The 19580-nt window shown below is 37.5% G+C and carries 19 protein-coding genes and 1 pseudogene; all 20 read left to right on the top strand.

Annotation, left to right across the window (positions count from 1 at the left end; genetic code table 11):
- Positions 1 to 6 precede the first annotated feature (6 nt).
- The 20 genes and pseudogenes from prfB (at position 7) to CKV70_RS12595 (ending at position 19526) form a co-directional block, all read left to right on the top strand.
- Positions 7 to 1108, top strand: a protein-coding gene (gene prfB, locus CKV70_RS12690; protein ID WP_096823716.1) for a peptide chain release factor 2 whose coding sequence is annotated in 2 segments (ribosomal slippage) — positions 7 to 78 and positions 80 to 1108 — 1101 coding nt in all. Because the reading frame shifts where the segments join, the coding sequence is not laid out codon by codon here.
- A gap of 5 nt (positions 1109 to 1113) precedes the next feature.
- Entirely contained in the window at positions 1114 to 1977 is an 864-nt protein-coding gene (locus CKV70_RS12685; protein ID WP_003722640.1) for a YitT family protein, read from the top strand.
- A 503-nt stretch (positions 1978 to 2480) separates the two neighbouring features.
- A complete protein-coding gene (gene ftsE, locus CKV70_RS12680) occupies positions 2481 to 3167 on the top strand; it encodes a cell division ATP-binding protein FtsE (protein ID WP_003720823.1) in 687 nt (228 codons plus the stop codon).
- Positions 3157 to 4041, top strand: a complete 885-nt coding sequence (gene ftsX / locus CKV70_RS12675) for a permease-like cell division protein FtsX (protein WP_003732506.1) — start codon at positions 3157 to 3159, stop codon at positions 4039 to 4041. Before ftsE ends, ftsX begins: the two co-directional genes overlap by 11 nt.
- A gap of 75 nt (positions 4042 to 4116) precedes the next feature.
- Positions 4117 to 5322 carry a C40 family peptidase gene (locus CKV70_RS12670; protein WP_003722638.1) on the top strand — a complete coding sequence of 402 codons (1206 nt, stop codon included), beginning with the start codon at positions 4117 to 4119 and terminating at the stop codon, positions 5320 to 5322.
- Between the two features lie 119 nt (positions 5323 to 5441).
- Positions 5442 to 6752: a murein hydrolase activator EnvC family protein gene (locus CKV70_RS12665; RefSeq protein WP_003722637.1), complete on the top strand. Its 1311-nt coding sequence runs from the start codon at positions 5442 to 5444 to the stop codon at positions 6750 to 6752.
- 122 nt (positions 6753 to 6874) lie between these two features.
- Positions 6875 to 8322, top strand: a pseudogene (cls, locus tag CKV70_RS12660) (cardiolipin synthase).
- Between the two features lie 27 nt (positions 8323 to 8349).
- Positions 8350 to 9525, top strand: coding sequence for a S1C family serine protease (locus CKV70_RS12655; protein ID WP_003722635.1), 1176 nt, complete (start codon positions 8350 to 8352; stop codon positions 9523 to 9525).
- Between the two features lie 149 nt (positions 9526 to 9674).
- A complete protein-coding gene (locus tag CKV70_RS12650) occupies positions 9675 to 10385 on the top strand; it encodes a response regulator transcription factor (RefSeq protein ID WP_009924808.1) in 711 nt (236 codons plus the stop codon).
- Positions 10385 to 12160, top strand: coding sequence for a two-component system histidine kinase PnpS (gene pnpS / locus CKV70_RS12645; RefSeq protein ID WP_014601141.1), 1776 nt, complete (start codon positions 10385 to 10387; stop codon positions 12158 to 12160). Before CKV70_RS12650 ends, pnpS begins: the two co-directional genes overlap by 1 nt.
- 255 nt (positions 12161 to 12415) lie before the next feature.
- Complete coding sequence (locus CKV70_RS12640; RefSeq protein WP_003739754.1) at positions 12416 to 13324, top strand: phosphate ABC transporter substrate-binding protein; 909 nt, start codon at positions 12416 to 12418, stop codon at positions 13322 to 13324.
- Between the two features lie 93 nt (positions 13325 to 13417).
- Complete coding sequence (gene pstC, locus CKV70_RS12635) at positions 13418 to 14341, top strand: phosphate ABC transporter permease subunit PstC (protein ID WP_010990005.1); 924 nt, start codon at positions 13418 to 13420, stop codon at positions 14339 to 14341.
- Positions 14338 to 15222 (top strand): phosphate ABC transporter permease PstA, encoded by an 885-nt coding sequence (pstA, locus tag CKV70_RS12630; protein WP_003722630.1) that lies wholly within the window; start codon positions 14338 to 14340, stop codon positions 15220 to 15222. Before pstC ends, pstA begins: the two co-directional genes overlap by 4 nt.
- 27 nt (positions 15223 to 15249) lie before the next feature.
- Positions 15250 to 16065: a phosphate ABC transporter ATP-binding protein PstB gene (gene pstB, locus CKV70_RS12625; protein ID WP_003725427.1), complete on the top strand. Its 816-nt coding sequence runs from the start codon at positions 15250 to 15252 to the stop codon at positions 16063 to 16065.
- Between the two features lie 14 nt (positions 16066 to 16079).
- The gene (gene pstB / locus CKV70_RS12620; RefSeq protein WP_003722628.1) at positions 16080 to 16859 is read left to right on the top strand and encodes a phosphate ABC transporter ATP-binding protein PstB; all 780 of its coding nucleotides are present in this window, start codon (positions 16080 to 16082) and stop codon (positions 16857 to 16859) included.
- Between the two features lie 12 nt (positions 16860 to 16871).
- Entirely contained in the window at positions 16872 to 17531 is a 660-nt protein-coding gene (gene phoU / locus CKV70_RS12615; RefSeq protein ID WP_003722627.1) for a phosphate signaling complex protein PhoU, read from the top strand.
- 268 nt (positions 17532 to 17799) lie between these two features.
- A complete protein-coding gene (locus tag CKV70_RS12610) occupies positions 17800 to 18105 on the top strand; it encodes an ArsR/SmtB family transcription factor (RefSeq protein ID WP_003722626.1) in 306 nt (101 codons plus the stop codon).
- 105 nt (positions 18106 to 18210) lie between these two features.
- On the top strand, positions 18211 to 18597 hold the full coding sequence (locus CKV70_RS12605; RefSeq protein ID WP_014931020.1) for a hypothetical protein: 387 nt from the start codon (positions 18211 to 18213) through the stop codon (positions 18595 to 18597).
- Positions 18598 to 18618: 21 nt separating this feature from the next.
- Positions 18619 to 19266: an HD domain-containing protein gene (locus tag CKV70_RS12600; RefSeq protein WP_003722624.1), complete on the top strand. Its 648-nt coding sequence runs from the start codon at positions 18619 to 18621 to the stop codon at positions 19264 to 19266.
- Positions 19267 to 19286: 20 nt separating this feature from the next.
- Positions 19287 to 19526, top strand: a complete 240-nt coding sequence (locus tag CKV70_RS12595; protein ID WP_003722623.1) for a CsbA family protein — start codon at positions 19287 to 19289, stop codon at positions 19524 to 19526.
- The last annotated feature ends 54 nt before the right edge of the window (positions 19527 to 19580 follow it).

The following is a 19580-nucleotide window of genomic DNA, read 5'->3' as shown; positions in this document are numbered from 1 at the left end:
ATTAGAATGGAATTAGCAGAAATTCGTAATGAACTAGAGAAAACAGCACAGCAAATCAAAGACTTTAGGGGGTCTCTTTGACTTAGACAGCATGGAAGTTCGAATTGCTGAGTTAGAAGACCAAATGTTGGATCCGAATTTTTGGAACGACCAACAAGCAGCGCAAAAAGTAATCAATGAATCCAATGTATATAAAGAAACATACCAAGCGTTCCATGCGCTAGAAGAAGAACAAGAAAGCATGGAAATTAGTCTGGAACTGTTAAAAGAAGAAGCGGATGAAGATTTACAAGAAGAATTAGAAAAAGATATTAAAGCTTACATGGCGACTATTAGTGAATTTGAATTAAAACTGATGCTAAGTGATCCATATGACAAAAATAATGCTATTTTAGAACTTCATCCAGGTGCTGGTGGTACAGAATCACAAGACTGGGGTTCGATGTTACTTCGTATGTATCAACGTTGGTCTGAGAAAAAAGGCTTTAAAGTAGAGATGCTCGATTACCAAGCAGGGGACGAAGCTGGAATAAAAAGTGTTACGCTACTTATAAAAGGCCACAATGCTTACGGCTATTTAAAAGCGGAAAAAGGAGTACATCGTCTTGTACGTATTTCTCCATTTGATTCATCAGGTAGACGTCATACATCATTTGTTTCTGTAGATGTCATGCCAGAATTAGATGACGATATTGAAATCGAAGTTCGTACAGAAGATTTGAAAATTGATACGTACCGCGCAACTGGTGCCGGTGGACAGCATATCAATACAACCGACTCTGCAGTTCGGATGACGCATATTCCGTCCGGGATTGTCGTAACCTGTCAATCTGAACGTTCACAGCTTAAAAACCGTGAACAAGCAATGAAAATGTTAAAAACAAAGCTGTATCAAAAAGAACAAGAAGAAAAAGAACGCGAGCTAGCAGAAATTCGTGGAGAACAAAAAGAAATTGGTTGGGGAAGCCAAATTCGTTCCTATGTTTTCCACCCTTACTCCATGGTGAAAGATCATCGCACAAATTACGAAACCGGTAATATTCAAGCAGTAATGGATGGAGACTTAGACGACTTTATCAATGCATATTTGCGTTCTAGGATTGGATAAAAGAGATGACAAATAAAAGAAAGAAACAACCGCTATCCCCAGTTGCTTCTAAATTAATTGAGTATATTTATGTCATTATAGGTGCAGCTCTCATCGCACTTGCTTTTAATGTTTTACTACTCCCGAATCACGTTGCTTCTGGCGGAGTGAGTGGGATAAGTACGATTATTAACTATTTAACAGGTTGGAATCCAGCTTTTATTCAGTGGGCATTTAATATTCCTTTATTTCTAGCGGGATTATTCTTTTTAGGCTATCAATTCGGGTTGAAAACTTTTGTTGGAACAATGCTTTTGCCATTCTTTGTGTATTTAACGCAAGGATTGGAACCATGGACGCATGAACCTCTTGTGGCTGCTTTGTTTGGCGGCGTACTTGTGGGAATGGGACTTGGAATCGTTTTTCGAGGCAAAGCATCTACTGGTGGCACGGATGTCGCAGCACAAATTTTGCATAAATATTCCCATCTAACATTGGGGATTTGTGTGGCTTTGATTGATGGATTCGTTGTTATTTCGGCGATGTTTGTTTTTGATATTGAATCAGGACTGTACGCACTTGTCGGATTATTCGCTACAAGTAAAACAATTGATTTGGTACAAGTTGGTTTAAATCAATCCAAAACAGTCTTTATTATTTCTGAAAATCAAGAAGCAATCCGCCAAGCAATTCTGTTTAAAATTGACCGAGGCATTACTCGGCTCTCCGCAAAAGGTGGATATACAGAGGATGACAAGCAAATTTTATTATGTGTCATTGCGCAAAGCGAATTTTCAAGGTTAAAAGAAGTTATAAAAGAGATAGACCCAGAGGCTTTTGTGGTTGTAATGAGTGCAAGTGAAGTAATGGGTGAAGGTTTTACATCATAAAAAAGTACCATTTCCTAACTTTTTTAGTCAGGAAATGGTACTTTTTTAAGTTTTTAGGCCAGCTTTTTGACAATTTGATGACAAACGAGTTTAGCCTAGTTGCAGACCTCGAGCTATTTTAACTGGATTGGTCTATTCCGCTAGCTAGAACTGTAATGATTTTTAATGTACCTGTAATGTTATTTAGGGTAAAAACAAGTTACAATGTTAGCAGTAGAAAAGACCAATGTGGGTTCTTTTTTATTTTGTCTTAATAACTCTAAACCACAGACAAATATAAATTGGAAATCAACGTAATAATCGTATTTCCTATTACAATAATCGAGATATTGTCACACCCTGAAATATAATTGTAATGCAATTAACCTATAGATGAAAAACTGTCATGGTATAATTAAGCTTATGTTGTGAGTTTAAATTCGTACCTACAAACAACTCATCTTCATGGTTACCATGCATTACCTAAAATGTAACTCAGTAGAAAGGCATAGTAAGGTGATAAAATGATATTAATGGAAGATGTTTATAAGAAATACCCTAACGGCATAACAGCTGCCAATGGACTCAACATTAACATTGGCGAAGGGGAATTTGTTTATGTAGTAGGTCCGAGTGGTGCTGGTAAATCTACCTTCATCAAAATGATTTACAGAGAAGAACGAGCGACAAAAGGCAAAATCATCGTAGACAAATTTGATTTGATTAATATGAAAAATCGTGAAATCCCATATTTACGTCGTAATGTAGGCGTGGTATTCCAAGATTACAAATTACTTCAAAGCAAAACAGTTTATGAAAACATTGCTTATGCGATGGAAGTGGTTGAGACAGAACCATCCGTAATTAAAGAACGTGTTATGGAAGTGCTAGATTTAGTCAACCTTAAGCATAAAGTAAGAATGTTGCCGGATGAACTTTCCGGTGGTGAGCAACAGCGGATATCCATTGCCCGCTCCATTGCAAATATGCCTAAAGTATTAATAGCAGATGAACCGACCGGTAACCTAGATCCTGATACTTCATGGGAAATCATGAATATCCTTGAAGAAATAAGCAATCGCGGAACAACCATCGTGATGGCAACCCACAACAAAGAAATTGTTAACACATTGAAACACCGGGTAATCGCTATCGAGAATGGAAGAATTGTTCGAGATGAGCAGCAAGGAGAATATGGCTATGAAATTTAGGACTGTAGGAAGACATATAAGAGAAAGTTTTAAGAGCCTTTACCGGAATGGTTGGATGACCTTTGCAGCAGCGAGTGCAGTAACAGTAACACTTATCTTAGTCAGCGTGTTTTTTGCAATATTGATCAACATGAACAAGCTTGCAACAGATGTAGAAAACAATGTACAAATTAACGTACATATTTCTCTAAGCGCAGACAAGAAACAGCAGCAAGAACTTGAGAAAAACATTGAGAAGATTGATGGAGTTGATAGTGTCAGCTTTTCTTCTAAGGATGACGAATTGAAGAAATTAGTTGGTGCGTACGGCAAAAACTTCGAATTGTTTAAACAAGATAATCCACTATACGATGTGTTTGTTGTAGAGGCTAAAGAGCCCACACAAACGAAGACTATTGCTAAAAAAGTAGAAAAATTACAGTACGTAGATAATGTAGAATATGGTGAGAAAACAGTCGATAAATTGTTTGATACCTTGAAATGGGGACGATATGCTGGTATTATACTAAGCATTGGGTTATTACTAACAGCGATGTTCTTAATATCAAACACAATCAAGATTGCAATTTTCTCCCGTCGAAGAGAAATAGAAATAATGAAATTAGTAGGAGCGACCAACTGGTTCATACGCTGGCCTTTCGTTTTAGAAGGTGCTTGGCTAGGATTAATTGGCTCGATTTTACCAGTGGTGTTAACATTTATAGGCTATGTTAATATTTACAACTTGGTGAATCCGAAGTTAGTGACAAGCTCGCTATCACTTCTTCCTCCAACACCATTCGCTTATCAAATTAGTGGCTTGATTATTGCAATCGGCGTACTAATCGGGATTTGGGGAAGCGTAATATCTATCCGCAGATTCTTGAAAGTCTAACTCAGAAAATTACTTGAATCGAAATAAAAATAATTTAAAAGAAAAAGCTAGGGAGCTTTTTAGGAGGTAAACTTTTTGAAAAAGAATACGTTTATTGCGATCTCACTCGCAGCAGTTATCAGTTTGACGCCAGCTTTTACGACTAATGTTTTCGCGGACGTGAATACAGACATTCAAAACCAAGATAAAAAAATTAACGACATCAAGTCTAAAAAAACAGATTTACAATCAGATCTTTCTGGTTTAGTAGCAGACCTTGAGAAAGCTCAAGAAAAAGCTAAATCTCTACAAGGAGAATTTGATAAAACAGGCAAAGAACTAAAAAAACTTAATGAAGATATTAAAAGTATCAATGAACGTATTAAAGAACGCGAAACTGTTTTAAAAGAACGTGCTCGTGCGATGCAAAAAACTTCTAATTCTAATGCTTATCTTGAAGTTATCTTAGATGCAGAAAATCTTTCTGACTTAGTTGGACGTGTTTCTGCAGTTAACCAATTAGTTGATTCTGATAAATCTATTTTAGAAGATCAACAAAATGATGAAAAAGCTTTAAAAACAAAACAAACTGCTGTTAAGAAAAAACAAGAAGATCAAGCAACAGCAATTCATGAATATGAAGCACAACAAAATAAAATCGAAGCACAAAAAGCTGAAAAAGAAGCAATCGTTGCTCAACTAGCTTCTGATCAAGCAAGTGCTGAAAATGCAAAAGCTGGTCTTGTAAGTGAACGTGATAAAGCAGCTAAAGAAGCTACAGCACGTGCGACAGCATTACGTGAAGCAACATCTTCAAACGTTGGACAAGAATCAAGTAGTTCGGATACTTCTACACCAAGCAAAAAATCTAATACAACAAAAAATGTTGCGTCAAATGACAACAATTCAGCACCAAGCGCAGCAACACCATCTAGTGGCGGATACTCAGCAATGATTTCTGCAGCTAACGCACAACTAGGAAAACCTTATAGCCTTGGAGCAACTGGACCAAGCGCATTTGACTGTTCTGGATTTACTTCTTATGCATTCCGTGCAGCGGGTGTTTCTCTTCCAAGAACATCTGGTGGACAATATGCAGCAGCATCTAAAATCAGCGCTAGCCAAGCAAAACCAGGTGACTTAGTATTCTTTAACTATGGCAGCGGAATTGCTCACGTAGGAATTTATGTGGGTGGCGGTCAAATGATCAATGCTCAAAACAATGGCGTTAAATATGACAACATCACTAGCGGTTACTGGGCTAAATATCTTGTAGGATATGGCCGCGTAGCTAACTTCTAATTATTATTGAAAAGTTAAAAAGCACCTTTGTCGTTTTAAACAAAGGTGCTTTTTTATATGGTATGGTAAAGGGAATTATGAAGTTCCTAGTCAAATAGAGAATAGAAAAGGAGCTTAAAATGTTAAAAAAATATGGGGTAGCAACGGCACTTAGCCTTTTGATTATTTCTGCGCCGCTGACTGGTGCACACGCGGATACCATCAATGATATGCAAAAGCGTCAAAATGAAATTGAACAAAAAAAATCAGAAATAGATAAGAATATAGACTCGAAAAACTCAGAATTAAATCATTTAGAAAGTGCTGAAAAAGACGCTGCTAAAGAATTAGAATCGCTTATGAAAAGTCTTGATGATACTAACAAGAAATTAAAAGAGCAGGAAGATAAAGTGAGCTCTGAAAACGAGAAACTAAAGAAATTGCAAAAAGAAATGGAAAAACTGCGCAATGACATTCGAGATCGTCAAAAAGTACTTGATAATCGAGCGCGTGCTATCCAAACAACTGGAACAGCCACTTCTTATTTAGATATGATTTTTGAAGCAGATGATTTTAAAGAACTTGTTGACCGCGTGACAGTTGTATCAGCAATTGTAAAAGCGGACCAAAATATTATGCAAGACCAAAAAGATGATCAAGATAAGCTAAAAGTAGCAGAATCTACTTCTGAGAAAAAACTAGAGAATCTAAAAGTACTTGCAGTGGAATTAGAAGTTTCGAAAAACAATATGGAAAGTCAAAAACAAGAAAAAAATGATTTAGTTATGGCTTTAGCAAACAAAAAAGACTTAACTAAGAGCGAACAAACTCTTTTAGCTAGTGAACAAGGTGCGCTTACTGATGAAGAAAAACGACTTGCTTCTAATATTGCTGGTGAAAAAGCAAAACAAGAAGCTGCAATTAAAGCTGCCGAAGAAAAACGAATGCAAGAAGCTGCGGCAGCATCAAGCGCTAAGAGTGCCGCTGTTGTCAAACAACCAAGTTCGTCATCAAATGAAGCTACAGAAACAGTAAGTTCCGGTGGAGGCCAATTTATTAAACCAGCTTCTGGTATTTTAACTTCTGGATTTAGTGAACGAACAAATCCCGTGACTGGCAAATACGAATCCCATAAAGGTCAAGATATTGCTGGTGGTGGTACAGTTACTGTTTCAGCTGCAGCATCCGGAACAGTTGTATTTTCTGGGTTTGGTGCATCAGGTAGTGGATTTGGGGGTTATGGCTATGTAGTAAAAATTGACCATGGCAACGGGTTCCAGACACTATATGGACATATGCGTGCAGGCAGTTTGAAAGTAGTTACCGGTCAACAAGTTTCCCAAGGCCAACCAATTGGTATTATGGGATCAACAGGTCAATCGACAGGACAACATCTACATTTTGAAATACATAAAAACGGTATTCCAGTCGATCCAGCACCATATATTTAATTCAGAAACCATTGATGATAAATCAATGGTTTTTTCTTGCATAGAAACGAACTGGAATAGGCTAAATGCGGATTTTATGATATGATACTACTATCAGTTTGTGTAAGAAAAGGGGGAACACAATGGGACTGTTGGCTTATCTATTAGTGATTTTGCTAATTTTAAATGTATTCTTTGCGGCAGTGACGGTCTTCTTAGAAAGACGCGATACATCCGCCACTTGGGCTTGGTTGCTAGTCTTAACTTTTGTTCCGATATTTGGTTTCATTATCTATTTGATTTTTGGGAGAAAACTATCAGGCAAAAAGATTTTTGATTGGAAGGGACAAGAAAAAATTGGGATACAGGAATCTACTGCCAATCAAATAGAAATGATACGGCAAAAAGAATTTCCATTTAGCGATCCGAATGTAAAAAACATCGTGATTTAATTTATTTATTGCTCGTGAACGATGGTGCTATTTTAACGCAAGATAATGAAGTGGAACTTTTTGTGGACGGACATGAGAAATTCGATGCGCTAATTGCTGATATTGAAAAAGCGAAAGATCATATACATCTCATCTATTATATTTTTCATTCCGATGAACTAGGCAATCGCTTAATGCGCGTGCTCGAAAGAAAAGCAGCAGAAGGTTTAAATGTGAAAATTATTTATGATGCAATGGGATCAAGGACAACGAAAAAATCATTTTTCCGCACCTTCCAAAAAAATGGCGGTTTAGTCAGACCATTTTTTCCATCTAAATTACCATTGATTAATTTCCGTCTCAACTACCGAAATCATAGAAAATTAGCTATAATTGATGGAGACGTAGGTTATATTGGTGGTTTTAATATTGGTGATGAATATCTTGGGGCATCGAAGAAATTTGGTTACTGGCGTGATACACATTTGCGTGTACATGGAAAAGCTGTTTATGCGATGCAAACTCGTTTTATTATGGATTGGAATTCTGCATCGTCCACACATAAAATTGATTACAAAGCGCGATACTTCCCGACTTTTCATGGGAAAGGTCATACAAGTATGCAAATTGTTTCGAGTGGCCCTGATTCCGAATGGCAACAAATCAAAAATGGTTACATCAAAATGATCAATGCCGCCAAAAAAACAATTTATTTACAATCACCTTATTTTATTCCAGATGCAAGTTTACTTGAAGCAATCAAAATCGCAGCACTTTCTGGGGTAGATGTCCGTGTTATGATTCCTAATAAGCCAGACCATGCTTTTGTTTACCGCGCAACAACTAATTATGCCGGTGAGTTAATGGAAACAGGTGCGAAAATCTTTATTTACGATAATGGCTTTATTCACGCAAAAACCCTCGTTGTAGATGGTGAAATTGCTTCAGTTGGAACCGCAAATATGGATTTCCGTAGTTTCCGACTTAATTTTGAAGTAAATGCTTTTATTTATGAAAAACAAATGGTGCAAAAACTAGAAGATGCCTTTTTGGAAGATATTTTAAAATCGTATCAACTAACACCTGAATTATATGCAAAACGATCTTTATGGATTAAATTTAAAGAAGCGGTAAGCCGACTTTTATCGCCTATATTATAGAAGTATTAGGGAAAGCTGGTGTAGAAAATGGATGTTTTTGTTGAAATACTAAATGGAATAGGGAGACTACTTCTACAACCAGCATTGTATGTAGGAATTCTTTTAGCGATATTGGCTGGTTTTAACCGTGTGAAGTGGGAACGAAAATCATTTAGTATCAGTATTTATTCACCTTGGTTAGAATTGAAAAATTTCTTTGGTGTGAGTTTGTTATTTGGATTAGCTATTTCTGTCATTACTTCTCTCATTGGATTTGGTGTGATGATAGAGTGGGTTGCTATTTTCAATGTGGTAGCTTGTTTCTTGCTAATTGTAGGAATGTTCCGTTTGAGTTCAACGGCATTTACTATCGGGATTACGAGTTTGATTTTTTATTTCTGCTATTATTTTGATGTGAGTTTAGCGCCGTTTACGAATGAGGTATTCACATATGACTCGGTTTTTATTGATAACTTTATGATTTCCATGACATTTCTGCTCGCAGTATTGTTATTTGTAGAAGCTTTCTTAATCCAGTATACAAGCGCAAAAAATCCCTCTCCATCTCTTCGGAAAAGTAAGCGCGGTAAATTAATCGGTTCCTTTCAATTAAGAAAATTATGGTTTGTACCGATTGTTATGTTTGTACCAGGAGATGTGTTTACGAAAATTTTTGAGTGGTGGCCAGTCTTTGCTATTGGTTCGCAGTCGTATTCATTAATCATTTTACCGTTATTCATCGGCTTTCAACAACAAGTACAGACACAACTTCCGGAAGAAGCAAGCCGTAAAATTGCTATTGAAGTAACAACATTAGCAACGATTATTGCTGTAGCTGGTTTATTAGGAATTGTGATGCCAGTACTGACATTGTTCGCTTTCATGTTCGCTGTAATTGGCCGATTTTGGATTTCTTATCGCCACTATCGTTCCGAACAATTAGCACCGAAGAAATTTGGTCCTCAGCCAGATGGGCTTGTAGTTTTGGGTGCTCGTGCGGCCACTCCGTCTGCGCGACTAAACTTGAAAGCTGGTGAAAAAATTACAGAAGTAAACAGTCAACCAGTGCGTACTCGCGAGGAACTATACGAAGCGCTAAACTTAAACCGAGCATTTTGCAAGCTGAAAGTAATTGATAACGCTGGTGAACCACGCTTTGAACAAACAGCACTTTATGAGAATGAATCATTTGAACTTGGTTTGTTATTAATAGAACCAAGATAATTTAGGACACCAGTGTTGTTTGAAAGCAGCATTGGTGTTTTAAGTTTTTGTAAAGATAAGATTAATATAAATGCATTTCTACCCGAAAAAGGTTAATTCATGCTATATTTTAGATAAAAGGGTTACATAAAGAAGGGATGGGAAGTACGTTGGTAAAAATTCTTGTAGTTGATGATGAAGCTTCTATTGTTACCTTGCTACAATTTAATATTGAAAAAGCAGGATTTGAAGTGGTGACAGCTGAAGATGGTAGAACTGGGTATGAGCTCGCTTTGTCCGAAAAGCCAGATTTAATTGTGCTTGATTTAATGCTTCCTGAGATGGACGGAATCGAAGTAACAAAAAAACTTCGTCAAGATAAAGTAAATGTACCAATTTTAATGTTAACAGCAAAAGATGAAGAGTTAGATAAAATTATTGGACTTGAACTTGGAGCAGATGATTATATGACTAAGCCTTTTAGTCCAAGAGAAGTAGTGGCGAGAATTAAAGCTATCCTGCGTCGAACAGAAGGAAAAGCAGAAATAATAGAAGAATTAACCGAAGATGTGGAAGCCGCTATATTAATTGGTGATTTGAAAATTTTGCCAGATAGTTACGAAGTGTATTTACAAGATGATTTACTTGACCTAACACCGAAAGAATTTGAGTTGTTATTATTCCTGGCGAATCATCGTGGCAAAGTTTTCTCTAGAGACCAATTGCTCGATACTGTCTGGAACTATGATTACGTTGGCGAAACCCGAATTGTAGACGTTCATGTTAGCCATTTGCGCGATAAAATCGAACTAGATACGAAACAACCTAAATATATCAAAACAATTCGTGGCTTCGGTTATAAAATGGAGAACGTAAAATAATGAAGAAATTATGGCTGAAAATCGGGTTATCCTTTTTTATCTTATTTTTCGTTGTGATGGTTATTGTTGGGATTTTTTCCGGGGAACTAATGAAATCAACGTACTTAAATATGAAAGAAAATCAATTAGAAGATGACGCAAAAATTCTGCTTCAAACAACTAATATGGAGAATTTAGATTTAGATAAAGATGCCGCAACTATCCAAAAAAGTCTTGATCCACTCGGCGAGGACATTGATGCACGCATTACGGTGATTGATAGCAAAGGCGACGTGGTAGCTGATACAAAAAAAGACCCGGAAAAACTTGATAACCATATGAATCGGCCCGAAGTAACAGATATTCTGAAAAAAGGGGAAAGCGTTGGTATTTCAATCCGTGAAAGTGATTCACTTGGTTATAGTATGCTTTATGTCGCAGTTCCTGTTAAACATCAAAGCAAAACAGATGGTGTACTGAGAATTTCTATTTCACTTGAATCTGTTGACGCGGCTGTCGCTAAACTCTGGGGTAACTTAGCACTTATTTTCGGTATTGCGCTTGTTATTATCGCGGCAATTAGTGTATTCATAGCTAGGAAAATCACTAGACCGGTTCGCGAAATTATCGAAGTTTCTACAGATTTGGCCAATCATAAATATGACAGTCGTATTCATGGGAAAATAAGCGGAGAACTTCAAGATCTTTCCATTAGTGTAAACACATTGGCAGAAAGTTTGGAAACACAAATGTTTGAAATCAAGCAGAATGAACAACGACTTAATGCTATTGTCCAAAACTTAGTAAGTGGCGTAATGCTGATTAATGTCGATAAACAAGTCATCATGACCAACCGCACCATGTATCAAATTTTAGGAGAGACAGAAATCACCGGCAAACCATTTTATGAAGTAATTAAAAGTTTTGCACTGAGCCAGTTAATAGAAGCCACTTTTGAAACAAAAACCATTCAACAAAAAGAAATTATTCTTTATTTCCCACGCGAAATGATTTTAGATGCAAGTGTTTCACCAATTTTAGGGGAGAATGGGGAAATTACTGGGATTATTTTATTACTGCATGATATCACTCAAATTCGCCATTTGGAAAATGTCCGTTCTGAATTTGTCACTAATGTATCACACGAATTAAAAACCCCCGTGACAGCTCTTAAAGGCTTCGCGGAAACATTGCTCGACGGCGCAATGTACGACGAAATGCTACTAAAAAAATTCCTAACGATTATTAAAGAAGAAAGCGACCGATTGCACCGTTTAATTATGGATATTCTTGCACTTTCCAGAATTGAACAAAATCCGGTCCCGGAAAACGTTGAATTGGTAGAGGTGGACGACGTAATCGAACAATCTGCTCGTACTATTTTTGAAATGGCGACCGAAAAAAATATTCAAGTTATTATTCCGGAAAAAACAATCCCATCCGTTACTATTGAAACAGATCGGGACAAATTGCAACAGATTTTAATTAACTTGCTTTCTAATGCAATCAACTACACCCCAGTGGACGGAAAAGTAGAAGTGAAATTAATTGAACAAGAGGCAGAAGTTATAATAGAAGTAACAGACAACGGAATAGGTATTCCGGCTAAAGATATTGACCGCGTGTTTGAACGTTTCTACCGAGTGGATAAAGCACGTAGCAGACACTCAGGCGGCACCGGCCTCGGACTTTCCATCGTCAAACATCTCGTCGAAAATTGCGGCGGACGAATCGAAGTAGAAAGCCAAGAAGAAGTTGGCTCGACATTCCGTGTTACTTTACCAAAAAAAGCCTAATAAATATCCTGTTTGAAAGAATGTAATCTTTCGGACAGGATATTTTTATTTTATTTACGAAAGAAACAAAATTGGTGTAATAATTTACTAGTTTGCCTTCTGTTTGAAAGATATTCATAAAAAAGTTTACATTTTCGACAAAAAATGCGGTTATTTACAATTACTTAACATTAGCTACACACCACCTTAAATCTCAGACGTTATAGTAATACTTGTAAGGAATAACAATTAAAAAAACAAGGTGGGAATAAGATAATGAAAAAGAAGTATTTGGGAATAGTAGCAATGTTAGCAGCAGTAATGCTTGTCTTCGCAGCATGTGGAAGTGACAGCAGTTCATCAGATAAAGCAAACGGATCAACAAAAGGGGATAAAGAAGTTTCTGGCTCATTAACAGCAGTCGGTTCCACTGCACTTCAACCACTCGTTGAAGCAGCTTCCAAAGAATTTACAAACACTAACCCTAAAGCACAAATCAATGTGCAAGGCGGCGGTTCTGGAACTGGTTTAACACAAGTACAACAAGGCGCAGTAGAAATTGGTAACTCGGACGTATTCGCTGAAGAAAAAGACGGCGTAGATGCTTCGAAACTAGTTGATCACCGTGTAGCGGTTGTCGGAATGGCACCAGTAGTAAACAAAGATGTAGGCGTTAAAAACATCACTAAACAACAATTAATCGATATCTTCACTGGCAAAACAACAAACTGGAAAGACGTTGGCGGTAAAGACGAAAAAATTACAATCATTAACCGTGCAGAAGGAAGCGGAACACGTGCTACTTTCGAAAAATGGGGACTTGATGGTAAAACACCAGTTAAAGCACAAGAACAAGATTCATCTGGTACAGTTCGTAAAATCGTAAGCGAAACTCCAGGGGCAATCAGTTACCTAGCATTCTCTTACATTGATGCTTCCGTAGTTGGACTTTCATTAGATGGTGTTGAGCCAACTGAAGATAAAGTAGCAACAAACGACTGGAAAATCTGGTCTTATGAACATATGTATACTAATGGCGAACCAAAAGGTCTAACAAAAACTTTCTTAAAATACATGACTTCTGATGAAGTGCAAAACAATATCGTACCACAACTTGGTTACCAATCAATCAAATCCATGAAAGTGGAACGCGATGCATCTGGTAAACTAACTGACGTAAAATAAAAAGAATGAAATGGGCGTCTATCCTAGTAGTATCGGGATAGACGTATACCCATGTTAGGAGTAAACATGGGAGGAGAAAGGAGCTTACGTGACTTGGAAGCGATAAAAGAAAAGAAGCTTACACAAACTTCTAAAAAGGCGCATCTAGAAACTAGAGGCAAAATTATTACATTCATCTGTATTTCTATTATGGTTATTGCCGCAGCGTCTATTTTATTTTTTGTTATATCGAAAGGTTTAGCAACATTTACTGTCAATAAAGTGTCTTTTGTTGATTTTATAACTGGGACAGACTGGAATCCTTCGCAAAAAGATGCAAGTGGTAATCCATTAGTTGGCGCTTTACCAATGATTATTGGTTCCTTTGCAGTAACGCTTTTTGCCGCTTGTATTGCAGGACCACTAGCAATCGGTGCAGCCATTTTTATGGTGGAAATATCACCTAAGTTTGGTAAGAAGATTTTGCAACCAGTTATGGAACTTTTAGTTGGTATTCCATCTGTTGTTTATGGATTCATTGGACTAAGCGTTGTTGTTCCGTTTATTCGAGATCATATTTCGGGAAGTGGCTTTGGTATTGCAGCTGCGACAGTTGTTTTGACGGTCATGATTTTACCGACGGTTACTTCACTTAGCGTAGATGCGATTAAATCTGTGCCACGTCATTACCGCGAAGCTTCTTTGGCGCTTGGAGCAACACGTTTCCAAACGATTTGGAAAGTAGTACTTCGTAGTTCACGTTCAGGGATTTTGACAGCGATTGTGTTTGGGATGGCACGTGCATTCGGTGAAGCTCTTGCTGTACAAATGGTTATCGGGAACTCTGCTGTTATTCCAACATCATTATTTGAGCCAGCTTCCACATTAACTAGTATTTTAACAATGGGTATGGGAAATACAGTTATGGGTACGCTTGATAATAATATCCTTTGGTCACTTGCAATGGTGCTACTAGCAATGTCACTATTCTTCATCATTGTGATCCGCTTCATCGGACGTAGGAGGAAAGTCAAATGAATGTAAAAACAAAAGATAAAATCGCAACAGGCGTTTTCTATGCTATTGCTGTATTAATTGTTATTATCTTAGCTGGTTTATTAGGCTATATTTTAGTAAAAGGTGTTCCGCAACTTAGCTGGAAGTTTTTGACGACCCCACCACAGTCGTTCCAAGCTGGCGGCGGAATCGGTCCGGAAATTTGGAATTCATTTTATATGCTCGTTATCACGATGATAATTTCTGTTCCTATCTCGCTCGGTGCGGGAATCTATATGGCAGAATACGCGCGTAAAAATTGGATTACAGATTTAATTCGCACAACGATTGAAGTGCTTTCCTCACTTCCGTCTATTGTCGTAGGGCTATTCGGTTTCCTTGTTTTTGTTATTCAAATGGGGTGGAGCTTCTCCGTTATTTCTGGGGCGCTTACACTAACGATTTTCAATTTACCACTATTAATTCGTGTTGTGGAGGAGGCGCTAAATGCTATTCCAAACACGCAGCGTGAGGCAGGACTTGCTCTCGGTTTATCCAGATGGGAAACCATAACTCGAGTACTTGTTCCAGCCGCGCTTCCTGCCATTATTACCGGCGTTATTTTAGCAGCAGGACGGGTATTTGGTGAAGCAGCGGCGCTTATTTTCACAGCAGGTCAAAGCACACCTATTCTTGATTTCACTGACTGGAACCCGGTCAATCCAGCTTCACCGTTAAATATTTTCCGCCCAGCAGAAACTTTAGCTGTTCATATTTGGAAAATTAATGGTGAGGGAATTATGCCAGATGCCCAAGCTGTTTCTGACGGAGCTTCTGCGGTATTAATTCTTTCCGTATTACTTTTCAATGTCCTAGCTCGTTTGCTTGGAAAGTTTGTTTATAAACGCATGACCTCGTCGTAAAAAGCCAGGAAAAGGAGATTTTAAATGATGTTAACGAAGAAACCTGAAATTAATACAATTTTACAAGCAACACCAGATCCTCATTCACTTCCTGCTGCAATGGCGACAGAGGATTTGCACGTATACTATGGGGACAATCATGCAATTAAAGGCGTCGATTTAACGTTCCCCGAAAATAAAGTGACAGCTTTAATCGGACCATCTGGTTGCGGTAAATCCACTTATTTAAGAGCATTAAACCGGATGAACGATGAAATTGATGGTTGCCGTATGGAAGGTCAAATTTTATACGATGGCATTAATATTAATCGTAAAGAAGTTGATCTATACAATGTTCGTAAAGAAATAGGCATGGTATTCCAAAAACCAAATCCATTTACAAAATCTATCTATGAAAATGTTGCTTTTGGACTCAAACGTCATGGCATGAAGAATAAAAAAGAAATTATGGAGCGTGTGGAGAAAAGTTTGCGCCGAGCAGCTCTTTGGGACGAAGTAAAAGACGATTTAGGAAAAAGCGCACTATCCCTTTCTGGTGGACAGCAACAACGACTTTGTATCGCTAGAGCTGTCGCAATGCAGCCAAAAGTATTGTTACTCGATGAACCGGCATCTGCACTTGATCCAATTTCGACAAGCAAAATTGAAGATTTAATTAATGAGTTGAAAAATAAATATACTATTATTATCGTGACGCATAATATGCAACAAGCGGCTCGTGTATCCGACTACACTTCTTTCTTCTATCTAGGAGAAGTCGTGGAATTCTCAGGAACATCCGAACTTTTCACGAATCCGCAACAAAAACAAACCGAAGACTATATTTCTGGTAACTTTGGCTAGAAAGGAGCTTTCTTATGACAACCGAAACTGCTGAAAAAGTAGAGTATATCATTGAAACAAAAGATGTAGATTTATTTTATGGTTCCAAACAAGCACTACAAAAAATCGCTTTAAATATTAAGAAGAATCAAGTGACCGCCTTAATTGGTCCATCGGGGTGTGGGAAATCTACTTTCCTGCGAACGCTTAACCGAATGAACGATTTAATTCCCAATGTGAAAACGACCGGAGAAATCCATATTGGCGGCGAAAATGTGCAAGATCCTAAAATTGACATGGTTAACTTACGAAAAAAAGTGGGTATGGTTTTCCAACAAGCGAACCCGTTCCCGTTTTCGATTTATGATAATGTTGCTTATGGTCCGCGGATGCATGGTATAAAAGACAAAAAAGTACTTGATGAGATTGTAGAAAGAAGTTTGCGTCAAGCGGCTCTTTGGGAAGAAGTGCATGATAGGCTGGATCGTTCGGCGATTGGGATGTCAGGTGGACAACAGCAGCGACTTTGCATCGCACGAGTTCTAGCTGTTAAGCCGGATGTTATCTTGATGGATGAGCCAACTTCGGCACTAGACCCAATTTCGACAGCAAAAGTAGAAGATTTAATTTTAGAATTAAAGAAAGACTATACGATTGTCATTGTGACGCATAATATGCAACAAGCATCCCGGATTTCCGATGAAACTGCCTTTTTCTTAAACGGTCGCATCGTGGAGTTCGCGGATACGACGAGTATTTTTACCAACCCAGCAGAAAAGGAAACAGAAGATTATATTTCAGGAAGATTTGGATAAAGGAGTGTTATTATGGTAGTCAGAAAAATTTTTACGGAACAGTTAAACGACTTGCACCAACATCTAATGGAAATGGGAATGCTTGCAAATGAAGCTATTTTTAAAGCAGTCAAGTCACTTGTACACCGCGATACCGAGCTTGCTAAACAAGTAGTCGCAGAAGATAAAGCAATCAATAACATGGAGCTTTCACTGGAACAACGCTCTTTTGAGCTGATCGCTTTGCAACAGCCAGTTGGTATGGATTTGCGAAAAATCGTCACGGTACTAAAAACAAGTTCGGATTTAGAACGCATTGGTGACCACGCAGTAAGTATTGCTAAAACAGCTATTTTAATTGGCGAAAGTAAAGTTTTAAAGCCAATTCCTGAAATACCAGAAATGGGAGAAATTGTAAAATCAATGTTGCAAGATGTATTAAAAGCTTACCTTGCAGAAGATGAAGGTGCAGCTCGCGAAATTGCTGAGCGAGATAATGAAGTCGATAAGCTTCATAAAATCGTTTATCAAAAATGTATTCATTTCATGCAAGAAGAGCCAGAGCATATAGAAGATGTTTCCCAACTACTCTTAGTTTCCCAGTATATCGAACGTATTGGTGACTATGTAACAAATGTGTGCGAATGGATTGTTTACTTGAAGAGTGGCGAAATTGAAGATTTGAACAGATAAAAAAAAGCCCGATTTTCCTTTCCACAGGTTAATCGGGCTCTTTTTGGTGTGTTAGGCGGTTTAAATAACTTCTCAATATTTAAAACCCTTTTATTCCCCAGCTCTCCTTTCTTAATGATAAAAAAATTATATCATTGAAACAGAGAAAATCTTGTTTTTGCTCATATTTAATCATTTTTTAGTAGAGATGTTGTTAAACTTGCGGAATCATTCCTATTTAAGTATCATATGAGTATATGAACATATATGGAAAATGGAGTGATATTCAATGGAAAACGCAAAACAACCTTTAGATGAAGAAACGCTATTTAGTGTCACGCAGATTTTTAAGGCGCTTTCTGATCCAACACGTGTGCAAATTTTAAATTTGCTTCAGGACCGCGAGTACTCTGTGAATGAAATTGCGCGAACACTTGCGTTTAACCAGACAACAGTTTCGCATCAGTTGCGATTTTTAAAAAATTTAAGGCTTGTGAAATCGAGACGTGAAGGAACGACGATTTATTATATGCAAGATGATAATCACGTATTAGAATTACTTACGCAAGCAATTCGACACGTGCACCATCATTAAGTGGGACGCTCAGAAAACCTTTTTAGGAATGATGGGTGTTTTTTATCCCAATTAAACAGAGATTATGGTAAAGTAAGTAACAAATAAAAGCTTGGAGGAAGTATTTTGAAGAAATTATCACCAATGCAGAAATTTATTGTTATTACTGGAATTATTGTAATGACTATTATTGCGATTTTAGCAGTAATATGGAATAACAATCTTACGGTAGTCATCGGATTATCTATCGTGCAATTTATTATGATTCAGCTCGTTTGTTATGTCGGGATTTATTCACATATGAAAATAGGGACAGCTCGCGGGACAAAGCTGTTTAGCTGGGGAATACTGACGACACTTTTATTTTCAGCAATTATTTTTATCTTTGCTACCGATAACTTCAGAACTTACTCAGCTGCTATGATTGCTTTAATTGGTTATGCTGCGGCGCTGATGATGCGTGAAATCGAAAACACTAATCCGGCCAATAAAAAACAAAAACGTGAAGAATAAAACGAAGAATGGAGGGATAATATGGGAATTCATCAATATTTCCAAAGTTTATCAGATTTAGAAAACATTTATCGTTGCCCAGGAAAATTTAAATATCAAGAGCACTCTGTTGCAGAACATTCATATAAAGTTACTTCCATTGCTCAATTTTTCGGCGCTGTAGAGGAAGAAGCTGGGAATGAAGTGAATTGGCGTGCGCTATACGAAAAAGCGCTAAACCACGATTATTCAGAGCTTTTCATCGGTGATATAAAAACGCCTGTAAAATACGCAACGACAGAACTCCGCGAAATGCTTTCCGAAGTGGAAGAAAGCATGACAAAAAACTTTATTGAACGGGAAATTCCAGAAACGTACCAGCCGATTTATCGTCATTTGCTAAAAGAAGGTAAGGACAGTACGTTGGAAGGGAAAATCCTCGCAATTTCTGATAAAGTAGATTTGTTATATGAATCCTTTGGCGAAATTCAAAAAGGAAATCCAGAAAATATTTTTGTGGAAATCTATAGTGAGGCACTTGCAACCATTTATGAGTACCGAGAAATGGCGAGCGTTAAGTACTTTTTAAAAGAAATTTTACCAGATATGCTTGCTGAAAAAGGTATCGAAAAAACAGAATTACCACAGCTTACAACGGAAATAACGACCAAAGCATTACGAGACGCATAAAAAAGGGGGAGGAAAGTAAGATGGATCAAATTATATCTGCGCTTATTTTCCCTTGCCTCCTTGTTATTCTTTTTGCGAGAATCACTTATAATCGTTATGTCGGCTTGCTTTTGATGGTGATTTTGATTGCTGCTTCTGCCAAGTTAGGTTATACGAGTTCTATGTGGCTAATTATTATTGATGCTTTTTCGATGACCATTGGTTTTGTGCTTGCAACGTATATGTTGCGACGTTTAAAGAAGAGTGGCAGTGATTTTTAACAAAGCAAATATATAGGTAGAAAAGCGTAAAAGTGATAAAATAAAGAAAAGCGT

This window comes from Listeria monocytogenes, from assembly GCF_900187225.1.
Lineage (GTDB): Bacteria > Bacillota > Bacilli > Lactobacillales > Listeriaceae > Listeria > Listeria monocytogenes.
This window is presented reverse-complemented; position numbering and strand designations above follow the sequence as displayed.